General features: G+C 60.8%; 18 protein-coding genes. 14 read left to right on the forward strand and 4 right to left on the reverse strand.

Features of this window, described 5'->3' with window-relative positions; genetic code table 11:
* Positions 1–10: 10 nt before the first annotated feature.
* Entirely contained in the window at positions 11–280 is a 270-nt protein-coding gene (locus ABV589_RS01715; protein ID WP_007961867.1) for a PepSY domain-containing protein, read from the reverse strand.
* Positions 281–432: 152 nt separating this feature from the next.
* On the opposite strand from ABV589_RS01715, the gene ABV589_RS01720 reads away from it, so the two are divergent.
* Positions 433–1,434 carry a FecR family protein gene (locus ABV589_RS01720; protein ID WP_007961866.1) on the forward strand — a complete coding sequence of 334 codons (1,002 nt, stop codon included), beginning with the start codon at positions 433–435 and terminating at the stop codon, positions 1,432–1,434.
* A 66-nt stretch (positions 1,435–1,500) separates the two neighbouring features.
* On the opposite strand, the gene ABV589_RS01725 is transcribed toward ABV589_RS01720, so the two are convergent.
* Positions 1,501–3,846, reverse strand: coding sequence for an acylase (locus tag ABV589_RS01725; RefSeq protein ID WP_367084614.1), 2,346 nt, complete (start codon positions 3,844–3,846; stop codon positions 1,501–1,503).
* Between the two features lie 277 nt (positions 3,847–4,123).
* Here ABV589_RS01725 and ABV589_RS01730 point away from each other — a divergent pair, with 277 nt between their 5' ends.
* Positions 4,124–4,501 carry a fe2+ zn2+ uptake regulation protein gene (locus tag ABV589_RS01730; RefSeq protein ID WP_045122207.1) on the forward strand — a complete coding sequence of 126 codons (378 nt, stop codon included), beginning with the start codon at positions 4,124–4,126 and terminating at the stop codon, positions 4,499–4,501.
* An 18-nt stretch (positions 4,502–4,519) separates the two neighbouring features.
* On the opposite strand, the gene ABV589_RS01735 is transcribed toward ABV589_RS01730, so the two are convergent.
* Positions 4,520–4,708, reverse strand: a complete 189-nt coding sequence (locus ABV589_RS01735) for a hypothetical protein (RefSeq protein WP_007961862.1) — start codon at positions 4,706–4,708, stop codon at positions 4,520–4,522.
* A gap of 157 nt (positions 4,709–4,865) precedes the next feature.
* Between ABV589_RS01735 and ABV589_RS01740 the strand changes: the two genes are divergently transcribed.
* From ABV589_RS01740 to ABV589_RS01765, 6 genes are all read left to right on the forward strand, one after another.
* On the forward strand, positions 4,866–5,000 hold the full coding sequence (locus tag ABV589_RS01740) for a hypothetical protein (RefSeq protein WP_007961861.1): 135 nt from the start codon (positions 4,866–4,868) through the stop codon (positions 4,998–5,000).
* A gap of 264 nt (positions 5,001–5,264) precedes the next feature.
* Positions 5,265–6,533, forward strand: coding sequence for an MFS transporter (locus ABV589_RS01745; protein ID WP_367084615.1), 1,269 nt, complete (start codon positions 5,265–5,267; stop codon positions 6,531–6,533).
* The gene (locus tag ABV589_RS01750; protein WP_367084616.1) at positions 6,530–7,660 is read left to right on the forward strand and encodes an acyl-protein synthase; all 1,131 of its coding nucleotides are present in this window, start codon (positions 6,530–6,532) and stop codon (positions 7,658–7,660) included. Before ABV589_RS01745 ends, ABV589_RS01750 begins: the two co-directional genes overlap by 4 nt.
* Position 7,661: 1 nt before the next feature.
* Entirely contained in the window at positions 7,662–10,064 is a 2,403-nt protein-coding gene (locus tag ABV589_RS01755) for an aldehyde dehydrogenase family protein (RefSeq protein ID WP_367084617.1), read from the forward strand.
* A 48-nt stretch (positions 10,065–10,112) separates the two neighbouring features.
* Positions 10,113–11,402, forward strand: a complete 1,290-nt coding sequence (locus ABV589_RS01760; protein WP_367084618.1) for an AMP-binding protein — start codon at positions 10,113–10,115, stop codon at positions 11,400–11,402.
* Positions 11,402–12,325, forward strand: a complete 924-nt coding sequence (locus tag ABV589_RS01765; RefSeq protein ID WP_367084619.1) for a GNAT family N-acetyltransferase — start codon at positions 11,402–11,404, stop codon at positions 12,323–12,325. The genes ABV589_RS01760 and ABV589_RS01765 overlap by 1 nt, the downstream gene beginning before the upstream one ends.
* Before the next feature lie 48 nt (positions 12,326–12,373).
* On the opposite strand, the gene ABV589_RS01770 is transcribed toward ABV589_RS01765, so the two are convergent.
* The gene (locus ABV589_RS01770) at positions 12,374–12,901 is read right to left on the reverse strand and encodes a hypothetical protein (protein WP_007966295.1); all 528 of its coding nucleotides are present in this window, start codon (positions 12,899–12,901) and stop codon (positions 12,374–12,376) included.
* A 381-nt stretch (positions 12,902–13,282) separates the two neighbouring features.
* Between ABV589_RS01770 and ABV589_RS01775 the strand changes: the two genes are divergently transcribed.
* The 6 genes from ABV589_RS01775 (at position 13,283) to glgA (ending at position 20,760) form a co-directional block, all read left to right on the forward strand.
* Entirely contained in the window at positions 13,283–15,274 is a 1,992-nt protein-coding gene (locus ABV589_RS01775) for a methyl-accepting chemotaxis protein (protein WP_047602253.1), read from the forward strand.
* A 329-nt stretch (positions 15,275–15,603) separates the two neighbouring features.
* Positions 15,604–16,050 carry a DUF411 domain-containing protein gene (locus ABV589_RS01780; RefSeq protein ID WP_367084620.1) on the forward strand — a complete coding sequence of 149 codons (447 nt, stop codon included), beginning with the start codon at positions 15,604–15,606 and terminating at the stop codon, positions 16,048–16,050.
* Positions 16,050–16,484, forward strand: coding sequence for a VTT domain-containing protein (locus ABV589_RS01785; protein ID WP_007966288.1), 435 nt, complete (start codon positions 16,050–16,052; stop codon positions 16,482–16,484). The genes ABV589_RS01780 and ABV589_RS01785 overlap by 1 nt, the downstream gene beginning before the upstream one ends.
* 86 nt (positions 16,485–16,570) lie before the next feature.
* Positions 16,571–17,623, forward strand: a complete 1,053-nt coding sequence (locus tag ABV589_RS01790) for an alpha/beta hydrolase (protein ID WP_367084621.1) — start codon at positions 16,571–16,573, stop codon at positions 17,621–17,623.
* Between the two features lie 13 nt (positions 17,624–17,636).
* Positions 17,637–18,590, forward strand: a complete 954-nt coding sequence (locus tag ABV589_RS01795; RefSeq protein ID WP_367084622.1) for a D-2-hydroxyacid dehydrogenase family protein — start codon at positions 17,637–17,639, stop codon at positions 18,588–18,590.
* A gap of 583 nt (positions 18,591–19,173) precedes the next feature.
* Positions 19,174–20,760, forward strand: a complete 1,587-nt coding sequence (gene glgA, locus ABV589_RS01800; RefSeq protein ID WP_367084623.1) for a glycogen synthase GlgA — start codon at positions 19,174–19,176, stop codon at positions 20,758–20,760.
* The last annotated feature ends 7 nt before the right edge of the window (positions 20,761–20,767 follow it).

The following is a 20,767-nucleotide window of genomic DNA, read 5'->3' on the forward strand; positions in this document are numbered from 1 at the left end:
CGGGATGGAATCAGTCTTTCTGGTCACGCAATACATTGCCCGAGGCGCCGTCAATTCGGAATTCATACACCGAACCGTCGGCCTTGCGACCCTCACCTTTCCAGTAGCCGTCATTGTCGGCCTCGATTTCATAGACTTCAACGTAACCGGCCTTGGTTTTCACGATCTCGATTGCCTTTTCGATGGTGACCCAGCCTGCACCGGGGCGATCGGCCATGGCGGCACCGGCACTGAAAAGAGCGGCGGTGGCAATTGCAGCGGCTAAGGTTTTTTTGATCATTTTTTCACTCCATTTGTGGATGATGTTCCTCGGATGTCCTGTTTTTGGGCGTCTGACGGAAAAATAAGTTCCACTTTGATGGGCAATTGCCATGACGGATGTTCTCGGCGCAACGCCCGCAAGGTTAGAATGCAGCAAATCAGGACGAGTCAATGACCCAAGAATCCCTCTCGGAAGCCGAATACGATGCGATCACCGATGCCGCCGCGCACTGGTGCATGCGTCTGCACGCCGTAGACTGCTCCGCCGAGGAGCGACTGGCTTTCGAGCAATGGCGCGATGCGCATCCACTGCATGCATTCGAATATGAAGCGATGCTGGAAATCTGGGACGTTGCCGAACACTTGCCACGTCCGCAGACGCCGCCGAGTGTGCCGCTGAATAAACCTCTGCCTGCCTGGCGTCGCTATGCAATTGCCGCGAGTGTCTGTGCGCTGGCCTTGCCACTGGCGGCCTACAGCGGCTGGAACCTGGGCTGGTTGCCCAACAGCTATCAGCACTTCGAAGCCACCGACAATGTCCGTCAGGTCACCTTGAAGGACGGCAGTCAGGTCGAGCTCAACCTCAATACCGAGTTGACCTTCAGCAATTACAAGGACGAACGCCGAGTCACCCTGAAAAAAGGCGAGGCGTTTTTCGAAGTCAGCCATGACCTCTCCCACCCGTTCGTGGTCAGGGCTGGCGAAGGCAAGATCCGCGTGACCGGCACCCGCTTCAATGTCTGGCTCTACGAAGATCAGGTGCGGGTCAACCTGATCGAAGGCTCGGTGCTGGTAACCAGCAACGCCGCCCTGCCCGGCGACGGTCTGCGCCTGGGGCCGGCCATGCAGGCGCAGTACCGGCATGGCGACTACATGCCGCAGATCAGCCAGACCTACGCCAACGACAACGCCCTGGCCTGGCGCAACGGCAAACTGGTGCTCGACAACCTGGCACTCAACGACGCCTTGCCGCTGATCAATCGCTACCTGAGCAAACCGCTGAAACTGGCCGACGCCAACACCGGCACGATCCGCGTCGGCGGCGTCTACAACATCAAAGAACTCGGCGGCCTCGTCAACACCCTGCCCAAGGTGCTGCCGGTCTACCTGACGCGCAATACCGAGGGTGATCCGGTGATCAACTCGATGCCGCGGCAGCCACCGAAGAGTTGAGACACACAAGCAAAAAAAAGCCGCTGTCCCCGTTCAGGGAGCAGCGGCTTTTTCGTTCAGCCTGACTTACTGCGCAACCACCTCGGCGCTCTTGCCCGCCACCTCGCGAACGGTTTGCAGCTGATACTGCGGATCAGCGGCGATCTGCTGCTCAGTGAACGGCAGCACACTCCACTGTTTTTTCGAAAATGCCTCGGTCTGATCGCGAGAGTATTTCGACTCCGGGTCACTCGACAGCGAGAACGCCAGCAGCCCTTGAGCGTGCGGGCCTTTGTCGTCGAAGGTCACCACTTGCAGATAGCTGGTGCCGCTGACCACTTCGAGTTTGCCGTCTTCACGCGGCACACTCTGGATCGCGTTGTAGATCCCCAGCGTTCCCGGGCCGCCGTGAATCGCAGTTTGTCGAGCGCCGCTGCTCACCACCTGAATATCGCCCCAGCGGGTTTCAGGCTTGAGGCCCATTTTCTGTGCCGTGGCGGCCGACGCCAGCAGCGCTTCACGCAGTGCCTTGCTCACCGCCGGTTGCTCGATCGCCAGACCGCGTGGCGTGTGTTGCGGGTCTTTTGGATCGAACGGTACGCGCCAGACATCCGGCGCTTGTTGCAATGCCTGCATGATGTTCTGGAAATGCACCAGGCCAATGCCCGAATCCAGATTCGCCCGACCGTCCCAACCCTTGAGGCTGGCGCAAACCGGCTTCAGCGAGGCCGCGTCCGCACCCAGATCCCCTGCGCAAAACTTCAACAGATCGGGCAGCACCTGAGTCGCCAGATAAACGTTGTCGTCCATCACCATCTGTTGCAGATCCTTCATCGCCAGCGGGCCTTTTTTGCCCAGAGCACTCAGACGCTCCAGCGCAAAGCGCGCACGCAGGCCCAGCGGCTGGCCGTCCTGACTGATCAGCGGCGAGAATCCGGTCAGCGGTTGTGCCGGGTTTGCCAGCCACGCTGAATCGTTGGAGTGCTGGACGAAGTCCTTGCGCAACAGTTGCGGCAGCTGGCTGGCGGCATAGATGCCCTTCTGCGCAGCTTGCGGATCGATGTCCCAGGCGCACGCGCTGTTGGAACCGTCGAGCACGATCATCTGCAAGCCGATGCGCGGGTCGCTGCATTTGGCCAGTTTGTCGGCACTGACGTTCGGTACCACCGACAGGTTCATGTACAGCGTCTGTCCCTTGTCATCCACGGCCAGGGTGTTGACCCAAGGGATGCCCTGAATCTTGTGCACCGAATCCTGCAGATCCTTGAGGCTCGACGCCTGGTTCATCGCGTACCACTGCGTCAGCACGCGATCATTGTCCAGGTTGGCGTCGCGCAGGCTGTAGGCGTACTGATGATCCCAGTCGAGTTTGCCCGGCCATTGCACGATCGGGCCGAACTGCGAGCTGTAGACATCGCGCGAAACCGGCACCACTTGGCCATCCGCCTGTTTGACCTGCACAGTGACCGTCTGCTTGTTCAACGGCAGCGACTTGCCGTCGAGCAGGTAGCGGGTCGGGTCTTTCGGATCGAGTTGCAGGCGATACAGGGTGAAGTGCTTGGACGAGTCCACGGTGTGGGTCCAGGCCAGGTGCTGATTGAAACCGATGTTGATCATCGGCAACCCCGGCAAGGCTGCGCCCATGACGTCGAGTTTGCCCGGAATGGTCAGGTGCATCTGGTAAAAGCGCATGCCGCCGACCCATGGGAAATGCGGGTTGGCCAGCAACATGCCGCGCCCGTTGAACGAGCGTTCGCTGCCGACCGCCACGGCGTTGCTGCCGCGATCCAGGGCGAAGCGCTGCAGGCGTGCATCCGCCAACTGATAGGCCTGCGCATTGCTGCCGAGCTGTGCCGTGGCCTGGGGCGGCGTCGCGCCTGCCAGGGCTTCGGCGAACTGCCCGACACCGCCCTCGACCAGCAGGCGTCGAGTGAGTTTCACCAGATCCTCGGCGGCGATATCACGCACCCACTCCCCCTGGCACTGTTGCGGCAGCCCCTGCTGGCGGCGCTCTGCCAGATAGCGGTTGTAACCCGCTGCGTAACCTTCCACCAGATCGTGCACCTGCGCCGGTTGCGCGTCCCAGAAGGCTTTCACTGCTTCGGGGGTGTTGAGCCAGGTGAAGAACAGATCGCTGACGCGATTCTCGCGCTGTTCGACAGTGAACTGCTCCGGCCCGAAATAGCGCGAGCGCTGGCCATTGACCGTGACGATTTCGTTGGCCAGCAGGCACAGGTTGTCCTGCGCGTAGGCGTAACCGATGCCGAAACCCAGGCCGCGCTCGTTCTCGGCGCGGATGTGCGGTACGCCAAAGGAGGTGCGACGGATATCGGCGCTGGCCTGTGCTGCGGGACTGAAGGCATGGGCGGACAGACTGAGTCCGAGAAACGCACCGGCGAGGGCCAGTCCGGTTAACTGTCGGGAAATAATCACACTCGCTCCTGAACGACAAGACAAGGATCGGCGCTTGCGCCGGATCCGCTCTGAAATTGATTCATGCGCCTGGGCGCAAGACGGCTGTTCAGGAAACGAATGCGGGAAAAAAAATTTAGCCCGATTGACGAGGGTGCAATCCACTGATTACGGGAAAACAACGAATAACCGACAAAATTTCTACATATTTCCTTTCATGATTTGTCGTGCTGAAACGTCTTGTTTACTGAGAGCAGTCAAAACGTTTCCTGATCGGGCTCTGAAAAGGAGTAACCCCATGTACAACTCGCAACTACCAACGGACGGTAGCCAGGCGTCACAAGGAGCTGCCATGAGTTCCCGCGCGAGCAGTTTCGCCCCCAGCCCCGAACGCCTGGGTAATGAGCGCATTCGCCTGCTGCTGAAAAGCTTCGGTCTGCGCACCAGCCTGATTCGCCTGAAAGTCATCGACGCCCTGCTGGTCGCCGCGCAAAGCGATCGACGCCTGGGTGTGCGCGGTGTGCACAGCCAGTTGCTGGACCTGGATATTCCGTTGTCCTTTCTCAGCGTGCGCGAAGTGTTGAAGCGTCTGTGTGCCGAAGGTGTGGTCACCTTCAACCCGGACAAGAGTTACAGCCTGCATCCACAGGCTGCTGCCGTGCTCAATCACGATTGAAGCGTCCCGCGATCGCCGTCAGGGTTTGACCTTGCGGCGCATCACCCCGTTGATCACCACCACGACCACCGCCACACCCATGGCGATGTACTGGAACATCTTCTGACTGATCATCCCGGCATTTTGCAGCCAGGACAGGCCGAGCATGATCGCCAGCACCGACAGGGCGATCAGGATCGAGTATTTCAAACGTTGCTTCTGGGTCATTACGGGTTCCTGAAACTTTCAAATGTATCCGGTTTGTATCCGATTGCATGCCATGCACATACCGTGTTGCGGGGATGGGCGTGGCTGAACGCGGTCTCATGTTACAGCCGATGAAGAGTTTTGGCTTCATGCCGGCGTAACCATGAGGATCCTTGAAATGTTCCGTCGAATCACCTGGCTGATTCCTGTCCTTGCCGTTCTGACCTTGAGCGGCTGCATCATTTTCCCCCACGGCGGCTGGCATGACGACCACCATCGTTATCAGGAAGGCCCCGGTTATTACCATCGTTAGAACAGGATTGTTCGCCTTCCGGTGTGTCTGAAAGCACAGGAAGAGACGCTGTAAAAATCATCTCAGAGCAAACCATGCCCGCCCGCCAGCGGGCATTTTTTTGGCTGCGCGCGACCGTCGATCATGACTGTTCAATGCGCAGGTCGATTCACTTAAATACGCTGTAAGTATTTGAAATTTCATGTCGCAGCAAAGCATTGGATGCTGCAACAGCTCTGCCCCTAGTCTCTGTGAACTTTCTCGCTCACTGAAACAGGGATGTTTATGCAGAGAACCTTGATCGTAATGACGCCCGTGCAGACTATTGGATTCTGCCTGGCCATTACCGCTTTTGAACTGCTCACCTACATGGCCAGCGACATGATCATGCCGGCCATGTTGACGGTGACCGGCGAGTTCAACGCCGATGCGCGCCACGTTCCCAATGCCTTCAATCTGTATCTGCTGGGTGGCGTGTGCCTGCAATGGTTGATCGGCCCGCTCTCGGATCGCTACGGCAGACGCCGGCTGCTGTTGCTCGGCTGTGCGCTGTTTGGTCTGGCGTGCAGCGCGGCGGTGATGACGCAGCGCATTGAGGCCTTCAACGCAATGCGCCTGATTCAGGGCATGGGTCTGGGGTTCGTCGTTGCCGTCAGCTATCCGGCGTTGCAGGAAGTGTTCTGCGAGGCCGATGCGGTGCGGCTCATGGCGTTGCTCGGCAATGTCGCGCTGCTGTCGCCGCTGCTTGGACCGTTGCTCGGCAGCCTGCTGCTGGAATGGCTGAGCTGGCGGCAGATGTTTCTGGGTCTGGGGCTGGCCAGTGCCGTGGTCTGGCTCGGTCTGCTGGCCTGGATGCCGGAAACGATAGGCGTCACGCGCCGCGACGGCCAGCAGCAGGCCCCGGCGTCGTTTTCGCTCATGCAAGTCGGCCGGGGCTACCTCACACTGCTGCGCAATCGCCGATTCGTCGGCTGCAGCGTGGCGCTGGGCCTGATGAGCCTGCCACTGATTGCCTGGATCGGACTGGCGCCGGTATTGCTCATGCAGCGCCTGGAGCTGTCTGCACTGGCGTACGGCGTGTGGCAGATCCCGGTGTTCTCGGCGGTGATCGTCGGCAATTTGCTGCTGGATCGATTGCTCGCCAGTCACACACTGGTCCGGGTGATTGGCTTGGCTCTGTGGCCGTTCTGTCTCGGACTGCTGATGCTGATCGGCGCGGCCCTGAGTTCGGCGGCACTGGTAATGGCCGTCGGCGGACTGTCCCTCTATGCGCTGGGACTGGGCATGAGCAACGCTGCGCTGTACCGGCTGGCGCTGTTCTCCAGCCCCGATGGCAAAGGTCTGGTCTCGGCCATGATTGGCATGCTGTCGATTGCCGTGATGGGCCTCGGCGGCTCGCTCATCGCTACCGTTGGTGGCAGCGACAACCTGAAATCCTTCTGCCTGTTGGCAGCCCTCGGCGGCCTGCTGTGCCTGCCCCTGCTCTACCGCATTCTGCGCCACAACCCTGCGGCACCGCCGCGTCCAACGTACATCAATAAGGATATTCGATGAATTTATTTCCCCATGGCGATGCGCTCTGCGCATTGCCGCAACCCTATTGCCCGGACTCCGTACCCGCGGGGCTGTTCAATCAGGCCATGAGCGAAATCACCCGGTTCCACGCTCGCCATACGTCCGGTTACGGCCATTGGCTGAAGGCCCACTCGGTCGATGCCGATGATCTCGACACGCTGGACGACTGGTCGCAACTGCCACCGATTTTCGCCAATTTCTTCAAGCAACATTTGCTGCTCAGCCCGACGGGCGAGGACGCTCTGGAACTGACGTCCTCCGGCACCAGCGGGCAGAAGAGCCGCATGCGGTATGACGCGCGCAGCCTCGGCGCAGCGCAGTACATGGTCGAGCGGATATTCGCACAGTACGGCTGGATCACACCGCATACACCTTGCAACTATCTGCTGCTGAGCTACGAGCCTGAACCGTGCAATACCCTGGGCACGTCCTTTACCGATCAGTTCCTTTGCGGCTTTGCCCCCGCCAACCGGGTGGTTTACGCCTTGCGACGCAATGGAGACAGCCACCAGTTCGATCTGTTCGGGGTCATCGCGGCTCTGCAGGCGTTTGCCGAAGAAGGTCTGCCGGTGCGTATTTTCGGCTTCCCGGCGTTTCTCTGGGAAACCCTGCAACGCATGCGCGCCACGGCTGTGCAGGATGTGGCGCTGCCAGCAGGATCATTGGCATTTTTCGGCGGCGGCTGGAAAACCCGCACCTCCGAAGAAGTCCCCAGGCAACAGCTGTACGCGCGGATCCAGCAGCAACTGGGCATCAGTACCCGGGACTGTCGCGATGGTTATGGCGCCGTCGAGCACGCGGTGCCTTACATCGAGTGTGCCCACCACCGCTTTCATGTGCCGGTCTATTCGAAAGTCTACGTGCGCAGCGCCGTGGACTTTTCGGTCCTGCCCTATGGGCAATGCGGACTGCTGAATCTGGTTTCGCCCTACATTTCCTCCAGTCCGGCGCATGCGGTGGTCATGAGTGACCTCGCCACGCTGCATCCCGCCGCCAGTTGCGACTGCGGCCTGGCAAGCGACTGGTTCCAACTGCATGGCCGCGCCGGCACCGCCGCCGCGAGGAGCTGCGCCATGGCTGCCTCCGAACTGCTGGGGAGGCACTGATATGTACTTGATCAACGGACAACCGCACACCGAGTGCGACCTCGACAGCGCCTTGCAGCAACTTCACGTGGAGTTGCCACAACATCTGCAGACGCCACTTGAAACCGCCACGCTGCTTGCAGCCGCCGAAGCCTTCGCCACCCACCTGCAACAGCACGCATCGGGCCTGCCGCTTGATGCCGGGCAACGCCAGGCGCTGATCGATTTCTGCCAGCCTGCCGCGCTGCAAGCCAAGCTTGATCGCGAGCTCGGCCTGCAACCTGATTCGCTGCGGCGCATCGACTATCGCCAGTCACGCTTTGAGCGCTGGAGCCCATTGGGCCTGGTGGTACACATCACACCCGCGAACGCGCCACTGCTGGCGTTTTGTGCGGTGATCGAGAGTCTGCTGAGCGGCAACGTCAACTGGCTGCGCCCCAGCAGCAGCGACGGTGGCCTCACTGCGCGATTGCTCCAGGCATTGCTCGCATGCGATCCGAGCGGTCAACTCAAGGGTTATGTCGCAGTCCTGCCGGCGAGCACCGGACAAATCGGCCAACTGTGCAGACACGCCAACGGTGTCGCGGCGTGGGGTGGCGAAACCGCGCTGCACGCCATTCGCCAACACGTGCCGCCAGGATGTCGCTGGATCGACTGGGGGCATCGCATCAGCTTCGCCTATCTGACCCCGGACGCGGTCTGCCCCGCCGTGCTCGATGCCATCGTCGATGAAGTCTGCCGCCTCGATCAGCAAGCCTGCTCCAGCCCGCAATGGCTGCTGATGGACAGTGACGATGCCGCCGTGCTAAGCGAGATTGGCGCTCAACTGGCCACCGCATTCGAACGCCGCGCCGGGCGATGGCCGGCCCTCACACCCACGCTTGAAGAGGCTTCGCAAATCACCACCTGCACGGCGATGGCGCAGCTGGCCCAGAGTTTTTCCGGGAAGACCGGTCGGGTCTGGAGCGCGCCGGGCTGGCGTGTGATCTGGAGCCATGACCGCCAGCTCGAACCGTCGGCGCTGTTTCGCAGCCTGCTGCTCAAGCCCCTGCCCCGCGAGCTGCTCAGCGCTACGTTGCTGCCCTGGCGCAACGTCCTGCAAAGCTGTGCCTTGTTGTGCCCTGAGGCGCAGATCACCGAACTGACGCAAACCCTGATCGCCGCCGGTGTCACCCGTATTGCCCCGCTCGACGCCATTCACGATGGCTACGACGGCGAACCCCATGACGGCGTCTATGCCTTGCAGCGCCTGAGCCGTCGAGTATCGGTCAGCCTGACGCCGAATTCACTGGCGCGCCACGCCACGCTGGATCGCCAGCCATCGCCACCCGCGCTGGCCGGTGTGCCGATCATGGACAAGACAGCCTTCATCGATCGACCGCCGCACCCGCAGGCGCAGCTGTATTTTCGCTCCGGCGGCAGCAGCGGCACGCCGGCGCTTTCGGGTTTCAGTTACCACGATTTCCAGCGCCAGATGCAGGCGGCCGCCGATGGCTTGCTGGCGGCCGGCCTGGAACCGGCGCGGGATCGTGTGATGAACCTGTTCTTCAGTGGCGGGCTATACGGCGGCTTCTCCAGTTTTGCCAAGGTGCTGGAGCAACTGCAGGCCCGGCACTGGCCAATGGGCGCGCCGGCAGATGACGATTACCGGGAAATCGCGCAGATGATCGAGCAACAGCAGATCAGCGTGTTGATCGGGATGCCCGCCACCCTGCATCGGTTGTTTCTCAACGAACAGCAAACGCTGCGGCGCTACGGCGGCATCGAAAAAGTCTTTCTCGGCGGCGAACACCTCAGTCAACCCACCCGCGAGTTGCTGCACAGCTGCGGCGTGAGCCTGATCCGTTCGGCGATTTACGGCAGCGTCGACGCCGGTCCCATTGGTCATGCGTGCCATGCCACGCCTGATGGCGTCTTTCACCTGATGAGCGAGATCCAGCATTTGCAGATCGTCGATTTCGCTCAGGACACGCCGGTCAGTGACGGCGAGCCCGGTCGACTGCTGGTGACCACTCGAGCACGCCAGGGCCAGTCCGTGCAGCGCTATGACATCGGCGACAGCGGACGCTGGCTCCCCGGCCCGTGTGCCTGCGGCCTGACGTCGCCGCGCTTCGAACTGCTGCAACGCCACGGCAAGCTGCTGCGCATCGGCACCGATTTCATTTCACTGGCGACGCTGGCGCAGCACCTGCAAGCGCCGTTTCAGCTGGTCCTCGATCACGGCCCTGACGGCCTGGAACGCATGCGACTGCGCTGTCCTCTGGAACCGGCCGAAGCCCACCGACGACTGCAGAATTATTCGACGCTGATCACGCTGGTGCAGACCGGTTTGCTCACGCTGGATGTCGAGCATTGTGCCGTCGAGCAGTTCGCCCGAAACCGGCACAGCGGCAAGACGCCCCGACTGATTGATACGCGCCGCTGACAGCAGCTACCTGCACGCGGCCCATCGCCACTCATACAAGAAAAAATCATGAACACGCTCATTGAATTGAACGATTTGCTCGGTTACACCCGCCATCATTCGGCCTATTGCCGCGAACACTTCAAAAATGTCGCGGCCCCCATCACCGCTTTGACCGAACTGCCACTGATCGACCCTGAACAATACTGGCGTGACAGTCAGAATCCGCACCGATGGCCAGTGTTGTCAGGCCCGCTGGAAGACGCGATGGTCTTCAAGACCGGGGGCACCACCGGCTCAGGAAAACTCTCGCTGTTCACCCGCGCAGAATGGCACACCCTGGTGCGCGATTTCGGCAGCCACCTCACGGCGCAACTGAATCCCGGTGACCGGGTCGCCAATCTGTTCTTCGTCGGCGACCTGTATGCCAGCTTCATTTTTCTCCACGACGCGCTGGCACATGTCCAGACCCCCGTCAGCGAATTTCCCTTCACCGGGGCCGTCGACAGCGCCGTACTGGCCGAGTCGATCGTTGCGTATCGGATCAATGTGTTGGCCGGTCTGCCGGCGCAAATGCTCAAATTCGCCGCCTGGCTTGAGCGCCAGTCACGGATCCTGGAGGGCGTCGAAACCCTGCTCTACGGCGGCGAGAGCCTGTTTGCCGCCCAGCTGCAAACGCTCCAGCGGGTGTTCCCGAACGCACGCATTGCCTCTATCGGCTACGCCAGCGTCGATGCCGGACTGATCGGCGTCAGCACCCGCGATTGCGCCCTGGGCGAACACCGGATGCTGGAGCGGCACAGCGTGCTGGAGATCATCGATGAGGTGAGCGGTGAGATCATCGAAGAGTGCAACCGTAATGGCAGACTGGTTCTGACCAACCTCACCCGGCGCCTGATGCCGGTGATCCGCTACCCGGTCGGCGACCTCGCCTGCTGGCGTGAACCGCCGGGGACGCCGATGCGCAAGTTCGCCCTGATGGGCCGCAGCATGAACAGCCAGCGCGTGCGGGTGAGCGTATTGAGTCTGGATACCGGTGACATCGGCGAGCTGGTGCGCAAGATCGCCACCAGCGATGACTGGCAACTGCTCATCGAACACCGAGCAAGCAAAGATCTGCTGAGCCTCAAGTGGGTACCCTGCACGCGAACACCTGACATCAGCCAGGCAAGCTCGACCCTGCGCCGTGCGCTGATCGACCAATACCCGCTGATCGAGAAGCTGCAGCTCGATCAATTGCTGGAGCTGAACGTGATCGCCTGTGCGAACGATGAACTGACCTGTCATCCACGCTCCGGCAAACATCAGCGGGTCGTGGATCGACGGGTTTACGAGCATCCGCAGCAGGGACAAGCGTGATGGACACGACAATCATCCGCCGCTATCGCGTCGCCGATGCGCCGGCAGTCAGCCGCCTGTTCGAAGAAATCTACGGTGTTCATTATCCTCAACCCCACGTGTATCTGCCCTGGATGATCAGCCAGAACCACAGTGACGGTCGCTGGCACTCGCTGGTGGCAGTGGTAAACGAGCATATCTGCGGGCACGCCACGTTGTTTCGCCAATCTGGCCGAACCGCACTGGCGGAGCTGGCACTGACCGTGGTACACCCGGAAGCCCGCGGGCAAAACATCGCCACCCAGTTGGGCCAGCAGCTGCTGATTCATGCCCAGGCGCTGGATTGCCGAGGCGTGACGATCAAACAGGTCACGCACCACCCGTATACGCAGCGCATGGCCGCCGGTCTGGGGTTTCACAGCTGTGGTCTGTTGCCCGATTACGCGCCTTCGCCGTTCGATGGAACAGGGCGGGAGACGATTGTTGTGGGTCACTGCAGCATCGACGGTCATCAGCGCCCGCTGCCGGCACTCGCCTGGCCGCAGGATTGCCGCGAGCTGATGTCGCGTCTGGAGGCGGTGTTTGGTACCACCGACAATACCGTGCCATGGAAAGGCCCGAAGATCCGCTTCGATCACGTATCAGGGCGCTATGACCTGCTGCTCAAGGCCCTCGATGACAACCTGCTCAACCAGTTGGGACAACTGCCGGCGCACTGGCTGATTTCGATCAGACTCAGACTCGCCCAAGGGTTTTCCAGCGCGCTGCACAAACTTGCCGATGCCGGTTTCGCTTTCACCGGGGTTGTCCCCGATGACTACAGCAACGGCTGGCTGGCACTGTTTCATCGTGGCTACCAGACCTCCACGCTGAGCCTGCACTGTCCACACATGCAGCATCTGCAGGATCAGGCGCAGCAGGCCGGCGAACGGTATCAGGACTAAAAACGAAAACGGCCCACCCAATCAATGGGTGGGCCGTGGGTGACGGGCTCAGGCCTTGGCTTTGACGCCTTGGTCCACCGGCTTCGGCGCGTTGCCTTCACCGTAGGTTTTCAGGTTCTGCAGCACGTAGATCGCCTTTTTGTATTCAGGGATCAGGTTCTTGCCGTAGGCATTGCCATTGAGGCCATTGTTCTGGATCGCGTCGAGCTGGGTCGCGAAATACTCAAGCGCGTTGAATTTGGCATCAACATCTTTGGTGACGCCGAAGCGGTCGAACTTGTCGCCGGCATTGAGCAGAGTGAACGAGGTAATCTCGGAGATCAGTCCGCGGCTGCGCAGGAAAACGCTCAGATTGCCCAGTTGCTTTACCGAGGTGTTCGACGGATCGAAGCCCTTGATGTTCTTGCGCAGGCCCTGCTTGTCCATTTCCGCGGTGTTGATCGCGTTCGGATCATTGCCGACCATGGTCAGCATCTGCTGCACCTTGACGCTCTGACTCACCTGCTTTTTCGCGCCCGTATTACGAACCAGCACCCCTGCCTTGCTCTCCCAGCCGCCGACAATGCCGATCGTCATGAGAAGACTCCCTGTGAAATAACCATGAAATGTCCTTGCTGGACTACTCGAATGCCGCGAAGTATCTACCGGCCCAGTGATGGCACCAACCCTTTTAGTGCAGTCGCTTACAATTTCTGTACATTCTCGATACAAACCCTCAGAAGCTCACTGTCTCGCGGTTTCATGGCAGTTTGACGATGGCTGCCGATTGCCTTTTTACGCCGATTGATGTGCCGGTTAATTCATTTGTATCGAGGTCGATACGCCCCTTCTGTCAGCCCGACGTTTTCTTGCACGAAAGTACCTAAAGCTTCGCCGTTCACCGACGATACGCTGGTGTGACCCCGCCGTTTTTCCCTCGACCCCACAATAAGAATCGCAGCTCAAGGACCGGTATCCATGCCCGCATTCCGCACCATTCAGGCTCGCTACACGTTATTTCTGGTTCTGTTCATCCTGCTGCTGTCGGTACTGACCGTGGTCGGTATCAGCCAATTGGTCGCGCCCAAGCTGCGGCATACCGAAGAACAGGTGGTGCTCAACCGGATTGCCGAAGTCGCCGAACAGATCCAGGGCGAACTGAACAAAGTCCAGGCGCAGCAGCGCAGCATCACCCAGACCATTCCGCTGCTCGACAGCGCGGCCATCGACACAGTGTTGCCGGGCCTGGTGGATCAATACGGCGAGCTGAAAGTCTTCGGTGGCGGGATCTGGCCACTGCCGGGTCAGCGTGAGGCCGGGCGCAACAAGTTCAGCACCTTCTGGCATCGTGATGCCTCGGGCAAACTGGCGGTGAACACCTTCTGGAACAGCGACGCGGCGCCCAACTACTACGATCAGAGCTGGTACAAGGGGGGTATGCAGACCCCACGCGGCCAGTGCGCCTGGGCTGCCGCCTATAAAGACGACGCCAGTGCCGAGCCGCGCACCAACTGCGCCATGGCGATCCAGAAAAACGGTGCGGCCTGGGGCGTGTCGACCATCGACGTGACGCTGGGTTTCTTCAACGATCTGGTGGCGCGCAAGGAAAAAGACCTCAACGCCGAAATGCTGATCGTCGAGGCCGACGGCAAGATCATCAGCAACAGCTCGCGCATCAGCGGCCCGATCGTGCTGAAGAACATCAGCGAGCTGGCCGCCGGCTCGACCTTCGCCAGTCAGGTCAAGGCCGGCCTGCAGAACCGTGATCAGGCGCAACGCGTCGAGTTCGACAACAACGGCGAAGCCAGCACTTTCTTCATGCGCCCGATCGAAGGCACGCCGTGGTTTCTCGCCACCGCCCTGCCAACGAAAATGCTCACCGCCCAGCGTGACGACGTCCTCAGCAGCCTGAGCCTGTTGCAGATTCCGCTGGTGATCCTGCTGGTGTTGTTGCAGGTGTATGCGATTCGCCAACTGGTTTCGCGGATGAAAGCGCTGAAAGCCAACATCGACTTGCTGTCCAGCGGCGATGCCGATCTGACCCGGCGCATCACCATCCGCGCCGAAGACGAACTGGGTGCCATCGGCCACTCGGTCAACACCTTTATCGCCTACCTGCAGAACATGATCGGTGAAGTCACCCAGGCGACCGGCGCCATGGCTTCGAGCCTCGATGACTTGCAGCGCACGTCGGCCAACACCAGCCAGATTCTGCTGCGCCACGCTTCGGAAACCGATCAGACCGTTACCGCCATCACCGAAATGAGTTCAACGGCGGAAAGCGTTGCGCAGAACGCCGCTGAAACCGCAGCGTTCACCCAGCGCGCCAACGAAAACGCCGACCGCTCGCGGGTCGTGGTCGGTGAAGCGACCAACAGCGTGGTGGCCTTGATCGACGAAGTGGCCAGCGCCACCAAAAAAGTCGAGAACATGCAGCAGGACGCACAACGCATCACCGAGATTCTCGGGGTGATCGGTGCAATTGCCGGCCAGACCAACCTGCTGGCGCTCAATGCCGCCATCGAAGCCGCTCGGGCCGGTGAACAGGGTCGCGGCTTTGCCGTGGTCGCCGACGAAGTCCGCGCCCTCGCCGCCCGCACCCAGGCCAGTACTTCGGAAATCAACGAGATGCTCACGCGCCTGACGCAAGGCGTGAGTTCCTCGGTCAGCGCCATGGAAAACACCCAGGCCAGCTGCCAGTCCGCCGCCGACGCCACGGCGCGGGTCAACTCGGGTCTGGATGAAATGGCCGGTTCGGTCAGCCACATCAACAGCCTCAGCACGCAGATCGCCACCGCTGCCGAACAGCAGAGTGCAGTGACCGAAGAGATCAACCGCAGCATGGTGCAGATCCGCCACATGGTCGAAGAACTGGTGCACAGCGGCCAGGCCAGCGAACTCAACACCCGCCAACTGCTCGAAGCCAACAACCGGGTGAGCGCGATCATGGGGCGCTTCAAGGTCCGGTGATTCCCCTACCAGTCTATTGTGGCGAGGGAGCTTGCTCCCGCTGGGTCGCGAAGCGGCCCCAACTCTGACACCGCAATAAACAGGAAGCCGAAATTGGCCGATTGGCGACTGCTGCGCAGCCGAGCGGGAGCAAGCTTCCTCGCCACAGAGCGCATCTCCATTCTGCCTGACAGATTTGTAATCTCTCGCTCAGCAGGCTGTCAGGCTTGATCCATGATCATCCTGCCGGCCTGCCTTGTATCAACTTGAAACACTCCGTTGATGCCGGGCAGGATAATCCGGTCAAAATACTTTCCTTTATTGATCGTCATCCGAGCCGAGAATCCATTATGCGAACCTCCCTGAGACTGGCCGCCCTCAGCGCCCTGCTCCTGTCCTTCCTGGCCCAGGCCGCCGATCTGATCCCGATCGAAGTGCACCGCGACGCCAACTGTGGCTGCTGCAAGAAATGGATCAGCCATCTCGAAGCCAACGGTTTCAAAGTCGAAGACCACGTCGAAACCGACATGAGCAGCTTCAAGCAGCAACACGGCGTGCCTCCGCGCCTGGGCTCGTGCCACACCGCGCTGATCAACGGCAAGTTCGTCGAAGGCCATGTGCCGGCTGAACAAGTGCTGGCCCTGAGCAAACGCGACGATCTGCTGGGCGTGGCCGCACCGGGCATGCCCATGGGTTCGCCGGGCATGGAAATGGACGGCATGAGCGATGCCTATCAAGTGATCGGCCTGAAGAAGGACGGCACGGATGTAGTGGTGGCGGACTACCCGGCGCACTGATGGCTGCCGGTTACATCGGGCTGTTCGCCGCGGCGTTCGGCGCTGCAACGCTGTTGCCGCTGCAATCCGAAGCGCTGCTGGTCGGGCTGATCGCCAGCGACCGTTACTGGCTCTGGGGCCTGCTGGGTGTGGCGACGCTGGGCAACGTCCTCGGTTCGCTGGTCAACTGGTGGCTGGGGCGCGGCCTCGAACGCTTTCAGGATCGACGTTGGTTTCCCGTCAGCGCGAAACACATGGCCACCGCGCGCAAACACTACGAGCGCTATGGTCACTGGTCGCTGCTATTGAGTTGGCTGCCGGTGATCGGCGATCCGCTGACCCTGATCGCCGGCGTCATGCGCGAGCCGCTGGGGCGCTTTCTGCTGATCGTCACGCTGGCCAAAGCTGCGCGTTATGCCGTGGTGGCAATGCTGACCCTGGGCTGGCTCGGTTGAACATTCCGGCCATGGCGTTGCCTGTGGTTAACGTCGCCCTAATCCGGGCGTTCCAGCATCGGCCGATTTCCATGGAGTTTGCCCCTATGTCCGTCACGCTGTCCCGCTGGCTGCCCGGCCTGTTCCTGACTGCTGCGCTGCCACTATTCGCCCACGCTGCCGCGCCCACCGAAGCTGCACCCGCCGAAGGCCAGACCTATGGCCCGGAGCTGCAAGGTTTCCAATACCCCTACACGCTCAAGCACTTTGCCTTTCAGTCCCAAGGTAAATCCCTGCAGATGGGCTACATGGACGTCGCCGCCCACGGCAAGGCCAACGGGCGCACCGTGGTGCTGATGCACGGCAAAAACTTTTGCGCCGCCACCTGGGACAGTTCGATCAAAGCCTTGAGCGAGGCCGGTTACCGTGTCGTCGCGCCGGATCAGATCGGCTTCTGCACCTCCAGCAAACCCGATCATTACCAATACAGCTTCCAGCAACTGGCGACCAACACCCAACAGCTGCTCAAGGCCCTCGGCATTCAGAAAGCCACCCTGCTCGGCCACTCCACCGGCGGCATGCTTGCCACTCGCTACGCGCTGCTGTTCCCGGATCAGGTCGACCAACTGGCGCTGGTCAACCCGATCGGCCTGGAAGACTGGAAAGCCCTCGGCGTGCCGTATCGCACCGTGGATCAGTGGTATCAGCGCGAACTGAAAGTCACCGCCCAAGGCATTCGCGACTACGAGCGCAACACCTATTACGACGGGCGCTGGAAACCCGAATTCGACCGCTGGGTCGACATGCTCGCCGGCCTGAGCAACGGCCCGGGCAAAACCCAGGTGGCGTGGAACTCGGCGCTGATCTACGACATGATCTTCACCCAACCGGTGTACTACGAGTTCAAGGATCTGAAGATGCCGACCCTGCTGTTGATCGGCACGTCCGACACCACGGCCATCGGCAAGGATCTCGCGTCACCCGAGGTCAAGGCGAAAATCGGCCACTATGAGGTGCTCGGCAAGCAGGTCGCCAAGCTGATTCCACAGTCGACGCTGGTGGAATTCCCCGGCATGGGCCACGCGCCGCAGATGGAAGAACCGGCGAAATTTCACCAGGCCCTGCTCGGCTGGCTGAACAACACCAATCCCGTTCGTTGATGAGGTAAGGCTGATGGCGGTGCAGATTGCAGTGATCGATGACTGGCAGGACGTGGCGCGGGACGTGGTTGACTGGTCGGTGCTCGACAGCATCGGCGAAGTGGCGTTTGTGCATGACTACCCGGCGGACAATGCCACGCTGGCAGAACGATTGGGCCAGTACCAGGTGATCTGCGTGATGCGCGAGCGCACGCGTTTCGATCAGGACCTGTTGCAGCGCCTGCCCAATCTCAAGCTGCTGGTCACCGGTGGCATGCGTAACGCGGCGCTGGACATGCAGGCGGCCGCTGGCCTCGGGATCAAGGTCTGCGGCACCGACAGCTACAAACACGCGGCGCCGGAACTGACCTGGGCGCTGATCATGGCCGCCACGCGCAATCTGCTGAACGAAGCCAACTCCCTGCGCGCCGGTGGCTGGCAGCAAGGGCTGGGCGGTGATTTGCACGGCAAGACCCTGGGCATTCTCGGTCTGGGCAGCATCGGCCAGAAGGTCGCGCAATTCGGTCAGGTGTTTGGCATGCGCGTGATTGCCTGGAGCGAAAACCTCACCGCTGAACGCGCTGAAGCAGCCGGCGTGACCTGGGTCAGCAAGCAGCAACTGTTCGAACAGGCCGATGTGCTGTCAGTGCATCTGGTGCTCAGCGAACGCAGTCGCGGGCTGGTCGATGAGCAGGCACTGGACTGGATGAAACCCACCGCACTGCTGGTCAACACCGCCCGCGGTCCGATCGTCGATGAAGCGGCGCTGATCAAGGCGTTGCAGAAACAGAAGATCGCCGGCGCGGCGCTGGATGTGTTCGATCAGGAGCCGCTGCCTGCACTGCACCCGTTTCGTACATTGGACAATGTGCTGGCCACGCCGCACGTGGGATATGTCAGCCGCAAGAACTACGAACAGTTCTTTTCGCAGATGATCGACGATATTCAGGGTTGGGCGGCCGGCAACCCACTCCGTTTATTAAATTAACCCCTCACCCTGTAGGAGCTGCCGAAGGCTGCGATCTTTTGATCTTGTTTTTGAAAATCAAGATCAAAAGATCGCAGCCTTCGGCAGCTCCTACAGGTGCATCAGTGTTCAGCAAAGCAACAAATTGCCCGCACCACAACAGTGCACCCGCTCTCCCCGCTAGCACAGAATCGTGACCGCTCAGTCACCGTTTTAGCCCCTCCAAACAAAAAAACCTGCACTTCGTCGGTGCGTTCCGCCCTGCACACCACGTCTTTCGCCGCCTGCAAACCGATTGTCGAACAATTTACCCATTTGCCCTCGCCCGCTCTAGGATCTGGCCTAGACTGATTTTCGCGGGGTCAGACCAGTCGGTCACCGCACGCAAAAAAAGTCGAAACTTTTGCGTGAAGCGACGGGTCATCAGAAAGGCAGGGGCAACGCGACTGGTGTAATCCTTGCAACGGCCATTTCACCCATTCTGCTTGCGTGTTGGGTAGCGTTTGCTCACCGATGCGTGGCGCGTTTGCGCCCGGCCACAGGATTTGGCCATGGATATGGCTTGTTCCAGACAAGAAACAGATCAACGACACGGGAGATTCACATGATCAGTGCGGCATTGGATATTCAGGGAGAGCGTGCTCAGCAGTCAGTTGGCGAAGCGAGCACATTGAGTCTTCCCGGCAGCCGGTCGATCAACGTCCCGGGCACCAAAACGCTGACGCCGGTCGCCAGCCAGAATCCCAACAAGAAGAAAGTGTTGTTCGTGACTTCGGAAATCGCCGATCTGGTGAAGACCGGTGGTCTGGGCGACGTCTCCGCCGCCCTGCCCCGCGCCATGGCGCACCTGCACGATGTGCGCGTGTTGATCCCCGGTTACCCGCAGGTGATGCACAGCGAAAACCCGATCCACATCATCGGAGAACTTGGCGGCCATGCCGCATTGCCTCCGTGCAAGATCGGGCGCATGGACATGCCGGACGGGCTGGTGATCTACGTGCTGATCTGCCCCGAGCTGTATGAGCGTGAAGGCTCGCCGTACGGTGCCAACAACGGTCGCGACTGGCCGGACAACCATATTCGTTTCGCCCGCCTGGGCCTGGCCGCTGCCGACATCGCCGCCAACCTCGCACAAATTCACTGGTGCCCGGATCTGGTGCACGCCCATGACTGGCCGGCCGGTCTGGCCCCTGCTTATATGCACTGGCGCGGGCAGCGCACGCCGACCCTGTTCACCATTCACAACCTCGCCTATCAAGGCGTGACCAGCCTCGGCTCGTGCCCGGAACTCGGCATCCCGACCCATGCCCTGCAACAGGAAGGCATGGAGTTCTACGGCAAGATGTCGTTCCTCAAGGCCGGCATGGCCTATTCGAGCCACATCACCACGGTCAGCGCGACGTATGCACAGGAAATCACCACCCCGGATTTCGGCTGCGGTCTCGACGGCTTTCTCGCCGCCAAGACCCAGCAAGGCTTGCTCAGCGGCATCCCCAACGGCATCGACGAGAGCTGGGACGCCGCCACTGATCCGCATCTGTTCGCGCCATTCGCCATCGGCGACTGGGAAGGCAAAGCGGTCAACGCCGCCCATGTGCGTGAACTGTTTGGCTTGAAAGACTCCAGCGGCCCGCTGTTCGCCGTGGTCTCGCGTCTGGTTTATCAGAAAGGTCTGGATCTGACCGAAGCTGTCTCCGAATACATCGTGCAGAACGGCGGCCAGATCGCAATCATCGGCCGTGGCGAGCCGGAAGAAGAACAGGCCATGCGTGAACTGGCGCTGCGCTTTCCTGGGCAGATCGGCGTGCGCATCGGCTTCAATGAAACCGATGCCCGGCGCATGTTTGCCGGCAGCGATTTCCTGTTGATGCCGTCGCGTTATGAACCCTGCGGCCTGAGCCAGATGTACGCCCAGCGCTTCGGCTCGTTGCCGGTGGCGCGCAATACCGGCGGTCTGGCCGACACCATCGAGAACGGCGTCACCGGGTTTCTCTTCGACGAATCCACTGTCGAGAGTTACCGCGAAGCCCTGAGCCGCGCGTTCAAGGTATTCGCTTTCCCCGAACTGCTCAACGCCATGCGCTGCCGAGCGATGGCCGCGCCGTTCAACTGGTGCAAAGCGGTCGAACCGTATGCCGAACTCTACGAACAACTGGTCGCCAAGGCGCTGGGTAAAGCCGGCCACAAATAACTCAGGG

It is taken from the genome of Pseudomonas sp. HOU2, assembly GCF_040729435.1.
Classification (GTDB): domain Bacteria; phylum Pseudomonadota; class Gammaproteobacteria; order Pseudomonadales; family Pseudomonadaceae; genus Aquipseudomonas.

Coding starts and splice junctions, on each gene's coding strand:
- ABV589_RS01755 (WP_367084617.1), top strand. CDS start 7,662: ATGTACTTGATCAACGGACAACCGCACACCGAGTGCGACCTCGACAGC.
- ABV589_RS01795 (WP_367084622.1), top strand. CDS start 17,637: ATGGCGGTGCAGATTGCAGTGATCGATGACTGGCAGGACGTGGCGCGG.
- ABV589_RS01770 (WP_007966295.1), bottom strand. CDS start 12,901: ATGACGATCGGCATTGTCGGCGGCTGGGAGAGCAAGGCAGGGGTGCTG.
- ABV589_RS01735 (WP_007961862.1), bottom strand. CDS start 4,708: ATGACCCAGAAGCAACGTTTGAAATACTCGATCCTGATCGCCCTGTCG.
- ABV589_RS01730 (WP_045122207.1), top strand. CDS start 4,124: ATGTACAACTCGCAACTACCAACGGACGGTAGCCAGGCGTCACAAGGA.
- ABV589_RS01775 (WP_047602253.1), top strand. CDS start 13,283: ATGCCCGCATTCCGCACCATTCAGGCTCGCTACACGTTATTTCTGGTT.
- ABV589_RS01750 (WP_367084616.1), top strand. CDS start 6,530: ATGAATTTATTTCCCCATGGCGATGCGCTCTGCGCATTGCCGCAACCC.
- ABV589_RS01785 (WP_007966288.1), top strand. CDS start 16,050: ATGGCTGCCGGTTACATCGGGCTGTTCGCCGCGGCGTTCGGCGCTGCA.
- ABV589_RS01740 (WP_007961861.1), top strand. CDS start 4,866: ATGTTCCGTCGAATCACCTGGCTGATTCCTGTCCTTGCCGTTCTGACC.
- ABV589_RS01715 (WP_007961867.1), bottom strand. CDS start 280: ATGATCAAAAAAACCTTAGCCGCTGCAATTGCCACCGCCGCTCTTTTC.
- ABV589_RS01760 (WP_367084618.1), top strand. CDS start 10,113: ATGAACACGCTCATTGAATTGAACGATTTGCTCGGTTACACCCGCCAT.
- ABV589_RS01790 (WP_367084621.1), top strand. CDS start 16,571: ATGTCCGTCACGCTGTCCCGCTGGCTGCCCGGCCTGTTCCTGACTGCT.
- ABV589_RS01745 (WP_367084615.1), top strand. CDS start 5,265: ATGCAGAGAACCTTGATCGTAATGACGCCCGTGCAGACTATTGGATTC.
- ABV589_RS01720 (WP_007961866.1), top strand. CDS start 433: ATGACCCAAGAATCCCTCTCGGAAGCCGAATACGATGCGATCACCGAT.
- ABV589_RS01780 (WP_367084620.1), top strand. CDS start 15,604: ATGCGAACCTCCCTGAGACTGGCCGCCCTCAGCGCCCTGCTCCTGTCC.
- glgA (WP_367084623.1), top strand. CDS start 19,174: ATGATCAGTGCGGCATTGGATATTCAGGGAGAGCGTGCTCAGCAGTCA.
- ABV589_RS01765 (WP_367084619.1), top strand. CDS start 11,402: ATGGACACGACAATCATCCGCCGCTATCGCGTCGCCGATGCGCCGGCA.